General features: G+C 64.3%; 14 protein-coding genes, 1 tRNA gene and 2 pseudogenes. 10 read left to right on the top strand and 7 right to left on the bottom strand.

Features of this window, described 5'->3' with window-relative positions; all coding sequences use genetic code 11:
• Positions 1-49 precede the first annotated feature (49 nt).
• Entirely contained in the window at positions 50-1,450 is a 1,401-nt protein-coding gene (locus CHEID_RS07630) for a MazG nucleotide pyrophosphohydrolase domain-containing protein (protein ID WP_112770203.1), read from the top strand.
• On the opposite strand, the gene CHEID_RS07625 is transcribed toward CHEID_RS07630, so the two are convergent.
• The 3 genes from CHEID_RS07625 to CHEID_RS07615 are packed head-to-tail and all read right to left on the bottom strand — an operon-like array spanning position 1,447 to position 4,048.
• Complete coding sequence (locus tag CHEID_RS07625) at positions 1,447-2,280, bottom strand: metal ABC transporter permease (RefSeq protein ID WP_112770202.1); 834 nt, start codon at positions 2,278-2,280, stop codon at positions 1,447-1,449. The genes CHEID_RS07630 and CHEID_RS07625 overlap by 4 nt on opposite strands.
• Positions 2,277-3,071, bottom strand: a complete 795-nt coding sequence (locus CHEID_RS07620) for a metal ABC transporter ATP-binding protein (protein WP_112770201.1) — start codon at positions 3,069-3,071, stop codon at positions 2,277-2,279. Before CHEID_RS07620 ends, CHEID_RS07625 begins: the two co-directional genes overlap by 4 nt.
• A complete protein-coding gene (locus tag CHEID_RS07615; protein ID WP_337956017.1) occupies positions 3,071-4,048 on the bottom strand; it encodes a metal ABC transporter solute-binding protein, Zn/Mn family in 978 nt (325 codons plus the stop codon). Before CHEID_RS07615 ends, CHEID_RS07620 begins: the two co-directional genes overlap by 1 nt.
• A 112-nt stretch (positions 4,049-4,160) precedes the next feature.
• Between CHEID_RS07615 and CHEID_RS07610 the strand changes: the two genes are divergently transcribed.
• From CHEID_RS07610 to CHEID_RS07580, 7 genes and pseudogenes are all read left to right on the top strand, one after another.
• Entirely contained in the window at positions 4,161-4,847 is a 687-nt protein-coding gene (locus CHEID_RS07610; RefSeq protein WP_112770218.1) for a metal-dependent transcriptional regulator, read from the top strand.
• A 146-nt stretch (positions 4,848-4,993) separates the two neighbouring features.
• On the top strand, positions 4,994-5,728 hold the full coding sequence (locus tag CHEID_RS07605) for a lytic transglycosylase domain-containing protein (RefSeq protein ID WP_337956016.1): 735 nt from the start codon (positions 4,994-4,996) through the stop codon (positions 5,726-5,728).
• 222 nt (positions 5,729-5,950) lie between these two features.
• On the top strand, positions 5,951-7,228 hold the full coding sequence (gene eno / locus CHEID_RS07600) for a phosphopyruvate hydratase (RefSeq protein WP_112770219.1): 1,278 nt from the start codon (positions 5,951-5,953) through the stop codon (positions 7,226-7,228).
• A 134-nt stretch (positions 7,229-7,362) separates the two neighbouring features.
• Positions 7,363-8,061 carry an FtsB family cell division protein gene (locus CHEID_RS07595; RefSeq protein ID WP_112770220.1) on the top strand — a complete coding sequence of 233 codons (699 nt, stop codon included), beginning with the start codon at positions 7,363-7,365 and terminating at the stop codon, positions 8,059-8,061.
• Between the two features lie 61 nt (positions 8,062-8,122).
• Positions 8,123-8,515, top strand: a pseudogene (locus tag CHEID_RS10625) (DUF501 domain-containing protein); the annotation flags it as partial.
• Between the two features lie 195 nt (positions 8,516-8,710).
• Positions 8,711-9,718 (top strand): Ppx/GppA phosphatase family protein, encoded by a 1,008-nt coding sequence (locus tag CHEID_RS10620; RefSeq protein WP_238599414.1) that lies wholly within the window; start codon positions 8,711-8,713, stop codon positions 9,716-9,718.
• A 30-nt stretch (positions 9,719-9,748) separates the two neighbouring features.
• Positions 9,749-9,822, top strand: a tRNA-Leu gene (locus CHEID_RS07580).
• 325 nt (positions 9,823-10,147) lie between these two features.
• Here the strand turns inward: CHEID_RS07580 and CHEID_RS07575 are convergent.
• The 3 genes and pseudogenes from CHEID_RS07575 to CHEID_RS07565 form a co-directional block, all read right to left on the bottom strand.
• Positions 10,148-10,630 carry a hypothetical protein gene (locus CHEID_RS07575; RefSeq protein WP_146743908.1) on the bottom strand — a complete coding sequence of 161 codons (483 nt, stop codon included), beginning with the start codon at positions 10,628-10,630 and terminating at the stop codon, positions 10,148-10,150.
• 654 nt (positions 10,631-11,284) lie between these two features.
• Positions 11,285-11,503: pseudogene (locus CHEID_RS10575) on the bottom strand (DUF6114 domain-containing protein); the annotation flags it as partial.
• 244 nt (positions 11,504-11,747) lie between these two features.
• Positions 11,748-12,530 (bottom strand): DUF6230 family protein, encoded by a 783-nt coding sequence (locus CHEID_RS07565; RefSeq protein WP_337956015.1) that lies wholly within the window; start codon positions 12,528-12,530, stop codon positions 11,748-11,750.
• Between the two features lie 345 nt (positions 12,531-12,875).
• Here CHEID_RS07565 and CHEID_RS07560 point away from each other — a divergent pair, with 345 nt between their 5' ends.
• The gene (locus CHEID_RS07560; protein ID WP_112770101.1) at positions 12,876-13,622 is read left to right on the top strand and encodes an SDR family oxidoreductase; all 747 of its coding nucleotides are present in this window, start codon (positions 12,876-12,878) and stop codon (positions 13,620-13,622) included.
• A gap of 33 nt (positions 13,623-13,655) precedes the next feature.
• On the opposite strand, the gene CHEID_RS07555 is transcribed toward CHEID_RS07560, so the two are convergent.
• Positions 13,656-15,269, bottom strand: coding sequence for a succinic semialdehyde dehydrogenase (locus tag CHEID_RS07555; protein ID WP_112770094.1), 1,614 nt, complete (start codon positions 15,267-15,269; stop codon positions 13,656-13,658).
• Positions 15,270-15,506: 237 nt separating this feature from the next.
• Here CHEID_RS07555 and CHEID_RS07550 point away from each other — a divergent pair, with 237 nt between their 5' ends.
• Entirely contained in the window at positions 15,507-16,409 is a 903-nt protein-coding gene (locus CHEID_RS07550; RefSeq protein WP_112770095.1) for a Bax inhibitor-1/YccA family protein, read from the top strand.
• Positions 16,410-16,419: the final 10 nt, after the last annotated feature.

The following is a 16,419-nucleotide window of genomic DNA, read 5'->3' as shown; positions in this document are numbered from 1 at the left end:
GGGGGAGGGTCCCCCGGTGCGACGTGGCTGCCAGGTAAACTGAACGACCATGTCAATTGTGCTGCTGGACCCACGTTTCCCCGCCATGGTGCCGGTGGAAGCTATCGACCTGCTGCGCCAGGACGTGGCCTACACCGAGGAAGTCCCCGTCCGGGTGCGCTGGGTCATCGCGGATCTCGGCGGGCACACGGTGGACAGTGCGGACGTCCTCGTGACCACCGACCTGCGCAACGAACTGGTCCAGGAGCTCCTCGAGGAGGGCGCGGAGCTCGTCGCGGCCCCCTCCCTGCTGGTGCAGCTCTCCCCCGATCGCGAGCTACCCGCCGGACCTTCATCCACCGCTGGGCACACGCAGCAGATGGCGCAGCTCCTGCGCGCCACCGACAGCATCAACCGCGCCGAGCAGGAGCGCATGGCCGAGCTCAGCGCGGCCAGCGATGTTCCGGCAGCCCCCAGCCAGGATGCCCCCGGCCAAGATGCCCCCGACCGCGAGTCTGAGGACGAGTCAGAAGACGCGGCCCCAGACCAACCCTCGGTAGCGGTTTCCGGCGGGGGAGTGGTCGACGGGGAGATCGTGGGCACCGACGAGCACACGGCGGCGGTCGCCGGGCTGCGGAGAACCACCCGCACGGAGGTGCCCGCCTCTGTGCTCGACGAGGTGGAGGACGCGATTGCCCTCATGGCCCGGGCCTTGCGCCAGGGCGAATGGGAGCAGTCCATGACCCACTCCAGCCTGCTGGTTCACCTGCGGGAGGAAACCGATGAGCTGGCCCGGATTGTCGAGTTATGGGAGCAGCGCGGGGGCGACGTCCCCGAGTGGATGGAACAGGAGTTGTGCCAGGAGCTGGCCGACGTACTGCTGCAGGTGCTGTTCCACGCGGAGATTGCCAACCGCCGGGGGGCCTTCGACATCGGCCACGTTGCCGGGGCCTTCACCGCGAAGCTGCGATCCCGTGCCCCCTACCTCTTCGAGGAGGTCGAGCGCAACGTCCCGGTCGAGGACCAGCAACGCCTGTGGCAGGAGGCGAAGGCCCGGGAAACCGCCCGCCGGGTGGAGAAGATCGGGCCGGAATACCGCGAATTCCTCGAGGCCAAGTCGCGCCAATACCGCCAGCCCTCGACTACTGCCACCGGCAACCAGGCCCCGGCGGAGGCACCCGCCACCGGCAACCAGGCCACGGTGATCCCGGTGGAGGAACCCGCACCCGAGGTCCAGGGCCCCTCCGGTCTCGCCGCCGCCGAGCAGGTCATCGCCGAGGCCCGCAAGCTGGGATTGTCCGACGCGGATATCCCCGCGGAAATACGCTTCCCCCTCGTCGGCCTGGAGCTGGATAACCCCGGCCAGTCCGACCAGCGGCTGCTGCGGGCCGTCCACGCCTTCCGCACCGCCCTCCGCCAACGCCAACGCGACGGAGAAAGTCCGGCCCCTCACACCCCCAACCGCAGTTAACCCCGTGGTTCGCCCCGCAGCCGGGCGACCCCGAAGGCCACGGCGAACAGCGCGGATTGGGCCAACACAATGGCTCCCCCGGAGGAGACGTTCGTGTGATAGCTCAGCAACAACCCCGCCAGGGCACTCCCGCCCGCCAACAGCGGTGCGAGGAGAAGCATCCGGTGGAAACGCCGGGTGCACAAATAGGCGGTGGCCCCGGGGGTGATCAGCATGGCCACCACCAAAATCACCCCCACTGCCTGCACGGAGGCCACCACCACCAGGGCAAGGCTTCCCAGCAACACCCAGCGCACCGCCGTGGTGTTCACTCCGCTGGCGCGCGCGTGGGTGGCGTCGAAAGCCCACCAGGTCAGGACCCGGCGGCACAGCAACAACGCCAACAACGCCACCGCCCCACAGCACAGGGTTTGCCACAGGGCCGCCTGCGTGATTCCTAGGACGCTGCCGAACAGCAGCTCGTTGAGGTGCGGCCCCCGGGGCAACACGGTGAGCAGCACGAGGCCGAGGGCGAACAAGCCGGTGAAGACCACCCCGATGCCCGCATCCTCCCGCAGGGTCGTGCGCTCGCGGACGGACCCCACCAACCCCACCGCGAGGACCGCAGCCACCAGCGCGCCCACCGCCAGCGGCAGGCCCAGGGCGTAGGCCACCACCACCCCGGGCAGCACGGCGTGGGACACGGCATCCCCCAGCAAGGACCACCCCACCAACACCAACCAGCAGCTCAACACCCCCGCCACCACGGCGGTGAACACCCCCACGATGGCGGCCCGCTGCATGAAGTCGTAGCTAAAGGGCGCGATGACGACGTGTTCCACCCAGCTCATCGGGCAATCCCCTTCCCGAAGGCGGCCCGGAGGTTGTCGTGCGTGAGCACCCGCTCCACCGGCCCTTGGGCGATGCTGCGCCGGTTGAGCAGCAGGACTTCATCGACCAGCCGATCAATCGTGTGCAGGTCGTGAATGCTGACGAGGATGGCCACCCCGCTGTCGGCGAGCTCCCGCAGCACCCCGGCGATAGCGATCTCGCTGGCGGCATCCACCCCGGCGAAGGGCTCGTCCAGCAAGAGGATGTCCGCGTCCTGGACTAACCCCCGGGCCACGAACGCCCGTTTGCGCTGGCCGCCGGAGAGCTGACCGATCTGTCGCCCGGCCAGGTCCTGCAGTCCCGTTCGGCGAAGGGCTGCGGCGATGGCGCGGCGGTCTGCGCTGCTGTGGCCGCGGCGCCACCATCCCGGGCCGCGGTGGGGGCAGCCGCGTCGGCCTTGACCCACCACTTCGGCGACGGTGAGGGGGAAGTTCCAGTCCACGGCCTCCGATTGGGGCACGTAGGCGCAGAAGTTGCGGGCCTTACCTACCGGCGCGTGGGCCGGGAAGCGGACCTGCCCGCGTTCGGGGGTTCGGGCTGCCGGGGTCGGCTGGGGCTCGATGAGCCCCATGAGGGTCTTAAACAGAGTGGACTTGCCGGACCCGTTCATGCCGACGAGCCCGGTGATCCGACCGCGCCGGAGGGTCACGCTGGCATTGTCCAGCGCGATCGTCGCCCCGTAGCTCACGTGGAGGCCGCGGGCTTCCAGCAGAATGTCCCCGTCGTTGCGCTCGGTTGCCGGGTGACTCATCACTGCCGTTGCCCCGCGGTGGTCGGGGTGAATGCGCTGGTCAGGCCGGTCACGATGGTCTTGGCGTCGTATTCCAACAGATCCAGGTAGGTCGGCACCGGCCCCTGGGCATCGGAGAGCGAATCGACGTAGAGCGTGCCCCCATCGGCCGCCCCCGTTTCCCGCATGAGCTGCTGCTTGGGGCCGGCGGGCACGGTGGATTCGCAGAACACGGCGGGGACGTGGTGATCGCGGACGAAATCGGCGGCGCGGCGGATGTCATCGCTGTTGATCTCGCGTTCGGTGTTGACAGGCCAGATGTAGCCCTCGGCCAGGTGGGTGTCCCGGGCGAGGTAGGAGAAGGCCCCCTCGCAGGTGACGAGGGCTCGCTGGTCCTTGGGGAGCTGGCTTAGGCCAGAGCGGATGTGGCCGTCCACGTCGGCGAGGCGGCGTTTGTAGCTGTCGGCGTTGGCGCGGAATTGTTCGGCCTGGTCCGGCTGAAGGTCGGTGAGGGCGGCGGCGATGTTGTCCACATAGGTGCGCGCGGCTGTGGGGCTCATCCAGGCGTGGGGGTTGGGGTCGGTGGTTCCGGCGATGGGGATGGGGGTGATCCCGGTGCTGGCGGTGGCGCGGGCCGCGTGGGTGCGTTGGGTGAGGCGGTCGGTCCAGTGCTCCAGTCCGAGGCCGTTGTCGATGATGAGGGAGGCGTCCGCGGCGGCGGCGACATCGGCCGGCGTGGGTTCGTAGCCGTGGATTTCCGCGCCGGGTGGGGTGAGGGAGCGGATGGTGAGCACGTCGCCCGGCCCACCGTGGGCGGCGTTTCCAGCGATGCTGCGGGCCATGTCCGCGAGGATGGTGAAGGTGGTGAGGACGGTGGCGGGGTGCCCGGGGGTGCCGCTGTGGTGTTCTTCTTCCGGGGGTGGGGTGGTGCAGGCGGTGAGAATCATTGTGGACGCCAGGAGCACAGCGCTTCCGGCGAGGGCGGTACGCAGGGTCAATTTCGCACCTTCCAATTTTGAAAGTTCAACCGGTTGAACTTTGGGATTCGGGCTCCAAATTAGCATGCTCGGCTGCGTTCGATGAACCGGGCCGTGCCGTTAATATGTCCTCATGCATGTCACCGACCTCCCTGAGCGCTCGCAGGATTACCTGAAGGGCATCTACGACCTTCAGGAGTGGCCCAACGGCGGAGCATCTCTGACCAAGCTCGCCGCTCACATCGGCCAGCGCCCATCCACTGCCTCCGAGGCGGTCAAGCGGCTCGCCGGGCAGGGCTTGGTGGACCATGCGCCCTACGGCGACATCACCCTCACCGAGACCGGCCGCGCCCTGGCTTTGGTGATGGTGCGCCGCCACCGGCTCATCGAGACCTACCTGTGCCGCGAGTTGGGCTATTCACTCGCGGAGGTTCACGCCGAGGCCGAGGTGCTGGAACACGCCGTCTCGGACGTGTTTGTCGAACGCATCGCGAACCTCATGGGCCACCCACTGCGGGATCCCCACGGCGATCCCATTCCGGACCCCAGGGGAGACATGCAGGTCCCGGAGGTGTTTTCTCTTGCGGACGCCCGGCCCGGAGACCGGGTCTACGTCGACCGCCTCAGCGATAAGGACACCGCCTTGCTGCGGCATTTGCAGAAGCACCGGGTGCTGCCGGGGGTGCGCATCGATGTGGGGGAGCGGCCCTACCCGGAGATGGCGGATTTCACCGTCGGGCCGGACGGGCATTCGCTGCAGCTTCCGGTCTCCTCCCTGGGGGCGATCCTGTGTCGGGCTAGCGAGCAGGACCACGCCTAGTGGCCCGGGCGCAGGTGGGTTCCCCCGGCGGTAGTACGGGGGGCCAGAAGCATCCCCAGCAGAGAGGCCGGCAACCGGGCCCGCACGGCAGAAAACCGGGGGGTTGGGCGCGCGGCTGTGGCTGTGCCCTGCTCATCGTGCTGGTCTTGGCGGTCATTGGAGCAGTTGGTTTTGGGGTCGCCGCGTTGTCAAGCAAGAACTTCTCCGGCGACAACCGGGTGGATGTGCCGGACAACGTGCCCCCGGCGGCAGCAAAACCGGCCCCTTTGGTCAACATTCACGCCCCCGGCCGAACGGCGCTGCAACTGACCGATTGGGCCCGGCCCCTGTCGGAGCAGACGGGCATTCCGGTGCAGGCGCTGGTGGCGTATGCCAATGCGGAATCCATCGCTACCCAATCTCGCCCCCAGTGCCACGTCACCTGGAACACCCTGGCGGGTTTAGGCTTCGTGGAGACCCGTCACGGCACCTACAACGGTGTCCGCTACGGCGCGGCGGAACTCAATCAAAACGGGGTTGCCACCCCCGGCATCACAGGCCCGCCGCTGGACGGCAACGGGTTCGCCAAGATCGAGGACACGGACAACGGCGATCTCGACGGGGACAAGCAGTGGGACCGAGCGGTCGGGCCGCTGCAATTCATCCCGGATAGCTGGCGCCGCTATGGGGTGGACGCCAACGGGGACGGCAAAGCGGACCCGCAGCAGATCGACGACGCCGCAGCCTCTGCGGTACGGCTGTTGTGCGATTTCGACCGGGATCTCAGCACCCCGGAGGGGTGGACAAAGGCCATCTCCGCCTACAACCTCTCCGGTGAGTACGTCCGCAAGGTGCGCGACGCCGCCGCCAACTACGCCCTCAACCAGCGGCCGGCCGTCTAAGCCCGCCTTGGGCGAGGAAATCTGAGTCCGATCGTGTCGGCGTACCTGCGGGCCCGGGCCGCCTCGCGGCCAAACGTGGAACAATGGACCATGGCTGCGGGCACCCGCCCCGTCCGGACCAGCAGGTGCCCAGCCGCCGAGTGAACGCCAACAGAACATTCCAACCCATTGACCCTGTGGCGCCGGGCTAAAGTGTCCGCGCCCTGGGAGGAGGCAAGACACATGGCTGAGATCCTGCACATCGGTGCCCGCGAAATCATGGATTCCCGCGGCAACCCCACGGTAGAGGTGGAGGTGCTGCTCAGCGACGATTCCACCGGTCGCGCCGCCGTCCCCTCCGGCGCCTCCACCGGCGTCCACGAGGCCCACGAGCTCCGCGACGGCGGCGATCGCTACCAGGGCAAGGGCGTGCTCAAGGCCGTGGAACACGTCGAGGATGAGATCGCCGACGAGCTGATCGGGATGGACGCCGACGACCAGCGCGCCATCGACCAGGCCATGATCGCCCTGGACGGCACCCCCAACAAGGCCCGCTTGGGAGCCAACGCCATCCTTGGCGTGTCCATGGCCGTAGCTAAGGCTGCCGCCGAGTCCGCCGAGCTGGAACTGTTCCGCTACGTCGGCGGACCCAACGCCCACGTCCTGCCGGTGCCCATGATGAACATCCTCAACGGCGGGGCCCACGCAGATTCCGGCGTGGATGTCCAGGAGTTCATGATCGCCCCCATTGGCGCGGAGAGCTTCGCGGAAGCCCTGCGTACCGGTGCCGAGGTGTACCACAGCCTGAAGTCCGTTATTAAGAAGCGCGGGCTGTCCACGGGCCTCGGCGACGAGGGCGGCTTTGCCCCCTCCGTCGGCTCCACCAAGGAAGCCCTGGACCTCATCGTGGAGGCCATCAAGGCCGCCGGCTACACCCCCGGTGAGGACATCGCGCTGGCCCTGGACGTCGCCTCCTCCGAGTTCTTTAAGGATGGCAAGTACCACTTCGAAGGCGGCGAGCACACGGCTGAAGAAATGGCCAAGGTCTACGAGGACCTCATTGCCACCTACCCCATCGTCTCCATCGAGGACCCCCTGCAGGAGGACGACTGGGAGGGATACACCACCCTCACTGCCGCCATCGGGGACAAGGTACAGATCGTGGGCGATGACTTCTTCGTGACCAACCCCGCCCGCCTCGAGGAGGGCATCGAGAAGAAGGCCGCCAATGCGCTGCTGGTGAAGGTAAACCAGATCGGTACCCTCACCGAGACCCTGGATGCCGTGGACCTCGCGCACCGCAACGGGTACCGCACGATGATGTCCCACCGCTCCGGGGAGACGGAGGACACCACCATCGCTGATCTCGCCGTGGGACTGAACTGCGGCCAGATCAAGACCGGCGCACCGGCCCGCTCCGAGCGGGTGGCCAAGTACAACCAGTTGCTGCGCATCGAGGAGTACCTCGGCGAAGCAGCCGTCTACGCCGGGCGTTCCGCCTTCCCGCGTTTGCAGGGTTAAGCCCCCAGGACAGCTTGATCGAGGTCCGAACCCACTGGTTTTGACGGAGAGGCGCGGGGAACGCGCCCTTTCCCCCGAGCACCACGAGAGCCCCTACCGGGTCCGTGGTGCTCTTTTGGGTAAGGTCTAGAGCCATGAGAACCGCAATGACCGGGAAGGCCGGGCGCGCGCGTGGTTCGCGAGCCGGGGAATCCCAGTATCGCGGCAGCCTCCCCCGAGCCCGCTCCCTCGAGCGGGCGGAGGCCCGGCGCCAACGGGCCCAGCAGGCCCCGGCGAGAATGGCCCGCTCCTTCATCCAGCTCCCCAAGCGAATGAATGCTGCGGCCACCATTACCGTGCTGCTCGTCGTCGTGTTTCTCGCGATCTCCATTGCCACCCCGTTGCGCAACTATTTTCAGCAGCGCGGCGAGTTAGCCCGCCTGAACTCCCAGTTGGCGACCCAGCAACAGCGCAAGGACGAGCTCACCGAACAGCTCAATCGCTACAACAACGATGACTACGTCCGGGAGCAGGCCCGCACCCGGTTGGGCCTGATCGAACCGGGGGAGTCGGCGTTCCGCATCGTGTCCCCCAAGATCTCCTCCGGCAGCCCGAACGCCGGCCAAGAGCAGGACGGGCAGGATCCCCTGGAGCACCGGCCCTGGTACCAGCAATTGTGGGATTCCATTGCGGTGCCGGAACCCGCAACCGGGGAGGGAAAAGCTCCGGATCACGTGTTGCCGGTCCCCACGGTTCCGGATCCGAACGCTCCGGCCCGGCAGCCTGCGCCCCAGCCTGCCGGGCAACCGGGCGCGCCCCAGGCGCCAGCCGCCCCCAATCAACCGCAGCAGTAGCTCGCCTATAGCGCGCCCGCCGTCATTCCAGCCCTCGAAAACTTTTTGGAGCCCTCCCCCCATGCCCGTCACCGATACCGATATGGCCATCATGGAAAAGCAGCTCGGCCGGGCGCCCCGCGGTGCCGTGGAGGTGAGCTACTACACGCCAGACGGTCAACCCGCCGTAGTCATGACTCACCCCAAACTGCCAGACGGCACACCCTTCCCGACGCTGTACTACCTCACGGATCCGCGGCTGACGGCGGAGGCGAGCCGGCTGGAGGTTGGTGGCGTCATGAAGACAATGGAACGGCGACTGGGCACCGACCCGCAGCTTGCCGCAGACTACCGGGCGGCGCACGAACATTACCTACGTACCCGCAATGCGCTTGCGGATCTGGGCACGAAGTTTTCCGGCGGTGGGATGCCGGACAGGGTGAAGTGCCTGCATGTCCTCATGGCCTACGCGCTGGCCGAGGGACCGCGGCGAGTTCGGCTGGGCACGGAGGCTGTGGCTCTTGCCGCAGAGCACCAGCCCGGTTTGCGGGGTACGGCGTTACCGGCGGACTGGCCCACCACGGCAGAGCTGGGGATCACGTTGGCGCAGGCCATGACGGAAGAAGGAGCGAAGAACGTGGGGTTTGACGTGGACCAAGCCAGTCAGCGGGTGCAAGAAGCGGGGCCGGAGCAGCAGGCCCCGAGGTTCGCCGCTATTGACTGCGGGACCAACTCCATTCGCCTCCTCATTGCAGAAGTGGGCGACGATGGGAACCTGGTCGAGCTCAACCGGGACAACATCATCGTCCGGCTCGGGCAGGGCGTGGATGCCACCGGGCGGTTCCATGAGGAGGCCCTGCAGCGGGTGGATTCGGCGCTGGACGTGTATGCCCAGCGGATGCTCAGCTACGGGGTGACGGACGTCATGATGGGGGCGACGTCCGCCACTCGAGATGCGGAGAACCGGGAGGGATTTTTCGAGATCACGCGCCGTCACCTCTCCCAGGTGGCCCCCGGGGCCTGCGCGGAGGTTATTACCGGGGAGCGGGAGGCCGAGCTGAGCTTCGCCGGGGCCACTATTGATCTGGCGGCTCCGGACGAGGAGGAGAGGGTGTGCGTCATCGATCTGGGGGGCGGGTCCACGGAGTTCGTCGTGGGGACCGTGCGTGGCCCGGGGCGAGGGGAGGCCACGGTCGATGCCGCGTACTCAGCGAATATGGGGTGTGTGCGGTTGACGGAGCGCTACTTGCATACGCAGCCGCCCCAGCCTGCCGAGATCAGCGAGGCCGAGGCCTATGTGACCCGTTTGCTGCGGGAGGTAGAGGCGAAGGTGGATCTTGCCTCTGCAGATCGCGTGGTGGGGGTTGCCGGAACCATGACGACAATGACGGCCATTGCCACCGGTATGCGCACGTATGATCCGGGCCGTATTCACATGGCCAGCGTGTCCCTCGAGCGGTTCCGCGAGGTCGCGCGTGACCTGCTGCATCGCACGGTGGAGCAGCGATTGGAGTTGGGTCCCATGCACCCTGGGCGCGCCGATGTGATCGGGGGAGGGGCCATTGTTGTGGACGCCTTTACCTCACGCTTCCTGGACCTAGGGCTGGAGCAGATCACGGTAAGTGAGAAGGACGTCTTGGACGGCATGTTGGCGGAGGTCATCGCCCGCAACTTGTGATGGTCGGTATACTGCAGAGACGCAGAAATGGCCCCTATAGCCCAATTGGCAGAGGCAGCGGACTTAAAATCCGCCAAGTGTCGGTTCGAGTCCGACTGGGGGCACTTTGACCAGTGGAGACAGGGCGGGTAGTTGGTCAAAACCAGCCAAAGAGTCCGAAAAATGTCCAAATAATCGCCCGGCCCCTCCGCGGTGTGCGTCCGTGAGGTGGACGCACTACCAGCCCCGCAAACCGATCTGCGATGCCGCATCCCCCGGGAAAAGAGATCGCCTGGGGCTCGCGGCCAGGGCAGGTCGATGGGGGCACCATTCCGAGATTCTTTCGGGTGCCCCCGGTTCGAGCCGGGTTGGGCTCGCACCCTCACGAAGAAACCCCTCTGCCAAGTTAGCGAGGCTTACGAGGCGAGAGGGGCGACGAGAAGAGTAGAGCTAGGGGCCTAAGGTTGTTTGTGCTGGCCCGCGCAGGTCATCAGCCGAGATGTAGTACGTCTCGAGCTCGCCGTCGAGCATTACTGTCTTTTCAGAGAGCACGTCGGGCAAACCCGCGCCGATCTTCTGCAATTCGGGCCGAATTCGTTCGGGGGCCCAATTAGCGTCGATCGGGATGGCAAACGGTAGCGGCAACCCCGCCAGCTCCGGCCGGACCTTAAGAGACTTCACGATTATGTGGAAATTCCCGTTCAATGTCGTGATGACACCTGGGCCCGAGCGTTGGAAAACGTCTGGCGATCCACTCGGCCAGCCCGGGAACTGCACGTTGAGGTTGTCCAACACAACCCTATCTGCGTCAATTCGGATAGCTGGTTTCGGGCCCGCCAGTGTCTCGAGAGTGATGTACGACAGCTTGACGTTGCCCAACAGACTTGTCTTATTAGAACGCACGGTGAAGGTTGTTCCGCTGGGTGTCGTCATGCCCGGTATTGGGGCAGGTGGAGCGAAATCTAAACCGGCGATCTGTGGGAAGGCGAGGCCGTTAAACTGAGGAGGAAGTTCAGGTATTGCCGGAGCTGCCGATCCAGCTGGGGGCAACCCGGGGATTTGGGGTAGGGGGGGCAGAGAAGGCAGTGGAGGCAGACCAGGGATCGTTGGGGCCGGAGGAGGAGTGCTGGTCTGCGTTGGAGCAGCTTGTCCTGGCTCTCCTGGCTGCGGCGCATTCGCTGGTGGGAGGAGGTTCTCAAGTCCCGGTAGCGGTGGTAGTTGAGCCTGAGCCACTGGTACATGATGCGCCGACAGAATGCCGAGGCTTCCGACGAACGCGACAATAGCTACCGCATGGCCGCGTTTCATAACTGGGGCCGTACTTTGTGACTCTGATCCTGTTGTCGGCAGGCGCATTTCGCGCGTAGCGTCTGTGCCTTGCTCTGGGCGGACGTTTGGCGAGCTAGCGTCAGTTTTAGCGGAGGTGGGTCCGTGTCCTACTTCGTGCTGATCAGGTGAGGCCGATTCAACGTGGCTGGACTCGCCTTTGCCTTTGTTTTTCTTCCGGCGACCCTCCTTAGGCATTTCCGTCCAAGCGAGGGTCAGAGCTGCTCCAATGATGCCCAGGAGCGCACCGATGATGAAGCCTCCGAGGTTCGCCGTTGGCATGGATACTAGGGCTAAGATAAGGGCAGCTATGGACCAAAGTATCCGCCCATCGGCCTTGAACCATGTGAGTAACCCACATGCCACCAGTAAAACTCCGATCAGGAGTGTGGAAACGCCGGACAGGCTCGAGATGGCGATCTGAATGTCTGCCACTTCGAAAGTGAGGTAGGCCGGGGTGAGGATGATCAGGCCTGACATGATCATCAAAAGTCCACCGGAAAACGGACGCTTTCGACGCCAGGAGGTAAAGCCTCGGTTAGTCGCGTCGAGTTCGCTCTTGCTTGAGGAGGACTTGCGCCCGTCTCGGCCATTCGTCCGTCCTCGAGCAGCTACGGCTGAGACGCCCTGGTCAGCTTCAGGGGATCCCGGAGCAGAGCGCTTCGCCTGAGGGGCGAACGGCGCGTTACTCCGCGTCTTATCGGTGGAGTCCCCAGCGTTGGGGTTAGCACTCACCGCCGTTGCCCTCCTGGACGGAAATCTTACCGCCGGCGGCGGTCAACTTGTCTGCAGCGATCGAGGAGGCATGAATTGTTTGCCCCGAGGCATCCAGACCTTGCGCTTGAATTCCGGCCGAACCTGGAACGGCATTCTCCGACAGGCCCTGGGCGTCGACTCCAATACGCGGCTGGTAGAGGGTCATGGACCCCGAGAGATCCTTAGCCCCGATCACCAAGTTCTGGGCACTGGTGTTCGGTCCGGCCACAACCATCTGGAATTTTTTGTCACCGAGCCCTGGGAGTTTGATGGGTGCAGACATACAAAGATCGGTAATGGTAGCGTCATCCAATCTCAGACGGGTGATACCGACGTCGCCACCCTTCATCTTGTCCTTGTCAACGAAAAGCTTCATCCCCTTGCCGTCGAGCGATCCCACCTGCTGGGTGAAGATGGTGTTCGAGAGGGCCATGTTGGCGGAAATGCCGCCTTGGGCCATGGCGACCCCCATGCCTCCCATCGCGAGCAGGCCGGCGCCCAGGATGCTAGCAAATCGTATCCGTCGAATGTGTCCCATGTGTAACTCTCCTCGTGAAAGTGCCGAGATGCGGTCGTTGCCGGCGTCTCTGGGTCGGCTTACCGTTTGGCTCCATTGCTTTTTGGAACCTAACTTCATGTCATAGTAGTACGCATCCCTGTTCTTTTTGCAAGATCCTAAGTTTTTCGGGAAGAAGTCAAAGCTCACCGGGGAGCAGCTGGTCGTCGCGTCGCTGTGTTCACGGCGGACCACGCTGCGGATTCGAGCATGACGCCAGCAGGCCACTATGTCAACGTGCATCGGGGATTCGGTCCGATCTAGTCGCGGCAGACAGGCAACAGGCTGACAGTGGTTCTCCTCGAACCCTTTGCCGACCTAGCGTTCGGGCCGTTCGATCCGGTCGATTCGGGTTACCTATGCTCGGAAGACGTGAGGACGCGATCGGGCCATCAACCGCGTGAGGTGTGGGTTAGTGGTCGGCACCTGACGGTATTGGCGAACGCCTGTCTCCTGGGAGCATTCTCGTGCCAGCCGAATCGAGAGCTTTTGGCCCGTGAGCGCTGAGATGGTGCCGTGAACCCAGGTAACGTCATGCCCATGAGCGATCCGAGACAGACTTCCTCCTCACCCTCCTCATCCTCCCAACCTCCTTCAGCTCGGCGGAAGGTGGTTCTGATTACCGGTGCCACCCGCGGCATTGGAAGGAGCATCGCCGAAAACCTCTCGGGGGACTACGATCTCATATTGGCTGCGAGCAGCGAGAAAAGCGCTGAAAAACTCCGGCACACTCATCCCAAGGCCGTGGTGTTCGTCGCCGATCTTGCCGAGGTCAATTCTCTGGAATCTATCCTGGGTCAGTTGTCCCTCGAGCGTTTAGACGCCGTGGTCCCCTGCGCTGGAGTCACAGGGCATAGGCCCGTGCACGATACCACGCCGGAACAATGGCAGAGGCTTTTCAGCATCAACTTGTTTTCGGTCGCGGAGCTCGTGCGTTGCCTGCTGCCTGCCCTGCGCCGCGCCCAGGGGAGTGTTATCGCAATCAACTCCGGGGCAGGGCACTTCTCCGGTGAGGGCTTCGGCCCCTACGCTGCGAGTAAATTCGCCCTTCGGGCCCTGACCGATAGCCTGCGCGAGGAGGAGCGGGGTCGAGTCAGGGTTTCTAGTATCCACCCGGGCAAGGTGGATTCGGACATGCAACGTGAGATTCAATCGCTCCGGGGTAATGAGTACAACGCTGAGCGGTTCATCCGCCCGGAGACAATTGCCAAGGCTGTCCGCTTCGCCCTGGAGACTTCCCAAGAGTCTATGACTGAGGAGATCACAATTCGGCCGGTCCAGAGGTAGCGGGCGTGCGCCGGCTACCCCCGAAGCAGCTCGCTAGGGAAGGATTCTGAAAGCCTTTCCGGCTTTCAATGCGGTGGTCATGATGTCGGCATAGGCCTTGCGCCCTAGTGCCTCCGGCCCGCGGATAGACATAAACCGCTGCTCCGTCACATTTTGCGCTGCAGTATATTTGAGCAGCCCATCGTCGCCGTGACGGTGCGATACGCCTGATTCCTTCATGCCACCCATGGGGTTTCCGATAGCACACCAGGACGCAGTGTACCCATCGTTGATAGATACGCTGCCCGCAGCAATAGCCGGGGCAATCCGGTGTGCAGTGCTGGGCTTGGCAAACACGGAGGCGTTGAGGCCGTATGTCGTGTCATTAGCCAGCTCCACTGCCCGGTCCAGATCCTCCACTCGCTCGACAAACACAACGGGCCCGAAAACCTCTTCGCGCCGCAGTTTGGCGTCCTCCGGAACATCCACAAGGACCGTGGGCTCGTAGAAGTAGGGGCCGAGATCAGGGCGGTGCTTGCCGCCTGCGAGTACCGTTGCCCCCTTGGCCACGGCGTCGTCCACGTACCCCACCACTGTATCCAGTTGGTCCGCAGAGGCGAGGGAGCCCATTTGAACCTCCCAGCCGAATCCGGCACCTAGGGTCATGGCCTTCACCCGGTCTACGAAGGCCGTGAGGAAGGCATCGAAAATGGAATCTTCCACGTATACCCGTTCGATGGCGACACATAGCTGACCCGAGTTGGAGTAACAGGCGTCGACCACTCCGCGGGCTGCGTAGTCCAGGTCTGCATCCGCTGTCACGATGAGGGGGTTCTTTCCCCCCAACTCAGCGGAATACCCAACCAATCGACGCCCCACGGTCTCGCCCAGGATCTTTCCCGTCTTAGTCGAACCAGTGAACATGAGAAAGTCGCAGCGCTCGGCGATGGCGGTCCCCACGACCCGTCCGGCACCCGTCACGAGCTGCACCAGTTCACGGGGCAAACCCGCTTCGTAGAGCAACTTGAAGACGAGTAGCGCGGTAAACGGGGTAGAGGAGTCTGGTTTGGCTACTACTGCATTGCCGGCGAGGAGAGCTGGAACGGCGTCCGAGATTGCCAGCGTAAGGGGGTAATTCCACGGGCTGATTTGACCAACCACGCCCAGCGGCTGGTGATACTCGATGGACTTCGACAGAATCGGTAGAGCAGAGCGGCGCTTCTTCGGCTTGAGTAGACGGGCTACTCGTTGCGCGTAGTACCGCGCGTTGTTGGCAACATCCATCACTTCGTCAAAGGCCGAGGCTCGGTTTTTGCCAGTCTCTAGTTGAACGAGGTCAATGAGTAGGTCCCGGTTGCGTAGAACGGCATCGTGGAAGCGAAGAAAGATGGCTTTGCGCTCAGTCAAGGGAACGTTCTCCCAGGAGCGCTGGGCGCGCCGTGCACGGGCAAAGGCCTGCTCAACGTCTGCTTCCGTCCCCGCTCCGACCCAGCCAACCGTCTCACCGGTGAAGGGGCCCTCCACCTCAAGCTTTGCCGCATCGGCGGTCAGCGACCCGTTGCGGGCGTTTGCGGAAAGCTCTCTTAACTCGGCGGCGAGCTGCTCCGGCAGGGGACCGCAGGTCAACCTTTTGAAGGTGCGGTTACTGGTGCCACTAGTGTGCGTCATAGTTTTGAATACTAACGGAAAGCAGCTGCTCATGGGGAGGGATGGGGGATCGAAAGTCGTTCTGGGAACATTTCCCAGGATGAGACCGTTGACGAGAAGAAGCGTGAAGCGTTGAGCGTCAGAGGACCCAGCACGCTCCCCGGGAAGTTTCAGACTAGGGTCGTGGCCAAGAAGAGGGCGCGGCAATGCGGGAACCTCCGGGCCTTTCCCCAATCGATGTTGGAGATGCATCAAAAAATGAAGAGTTCTAATCCGTTCATGAGTTCCATGGTTGGTCGTGGCACGCAAAACCAGGGCAACCCATTCACTGCCGGGAATAAGGCGCCGACTAACCCTTACGCCCAGCCCGGTGGACAGTACGGTTCCATGCAGGGTGGGGTGGCCACGGCTGCCGCACACCAAGGAATGCCCGGGGCCGCCAATTACGGCCAGGCCGGGGCTAGCGACCGTCCAATCACGGTGGATGATGTGGTCACGAAGACTGGCATCACCCTGGCGGTGATCATCGTCGGAGCGATCGTCAACTACTTCCTGTGCGCATCTCCCGCGACGTCCGGTATCGGCATGCTCCTGACCGCCGTGGGTGCCATCGGCGGCCTCATTGCGGTTCTTGTCTCATCGTTCGGGCGAAAGTACGACTCGGCTGCCGTCACCCTCATTTACGCCGCCTTCGAGGGTCTTTTTGTCGGTGGCTTCAGCTTCATGGTCGCTGGGCTGAGCGTTCAGGGGCAGGACGCGGGTTCGCTAATCGCCCAGGCTGTTCTCGGCACCATCGGCGTGTTCCTCGGGATGCTGTTTGTGTACAAGACCGGGGCGATTCGGGTGACCCCCAAGTTCACTCGGTTCATGGTTGGGGCCCTGATCGGCGTTCTCGTTCTCGTCCTGGGCAACCTCATCTTCGGGCTGGTCGCGGGTAGCGCTGGCCCGCTGCGTGATGGTGGACCGGTGGCTTGGCTGTTCAGTCTTGTCTGCATCGGCCTTGGTGCCCTGAGCTTCCTGCTGGACTTCGACCAGGCGGACAAGCTGGTCCGTGCCGGTGCCCCGTCCAAGATGGCCTGGGGCGTTGCACTCGGCCTAGCCGTCACGCTGGTGTGGATGTACACCGAGATCCTGCGGCTGCTGAGCTACATGCGCAATTAGCGAAAGCGCA

Source organism: Corynebacterium heidelbergense, assembly GCF_028609845.1.
In the GTDB taxonomy this organism is placed as follows: domain Bacteria; phylum Actinomycetota; class Actinomycetes; order Mycobacteriales; family Mycobacteriaceae; genus Corynebacterium; species Corynebacterium heidelbergense.
This window is presented reverse-complemented; position numbering and strand designations above follow the sequence as displayed.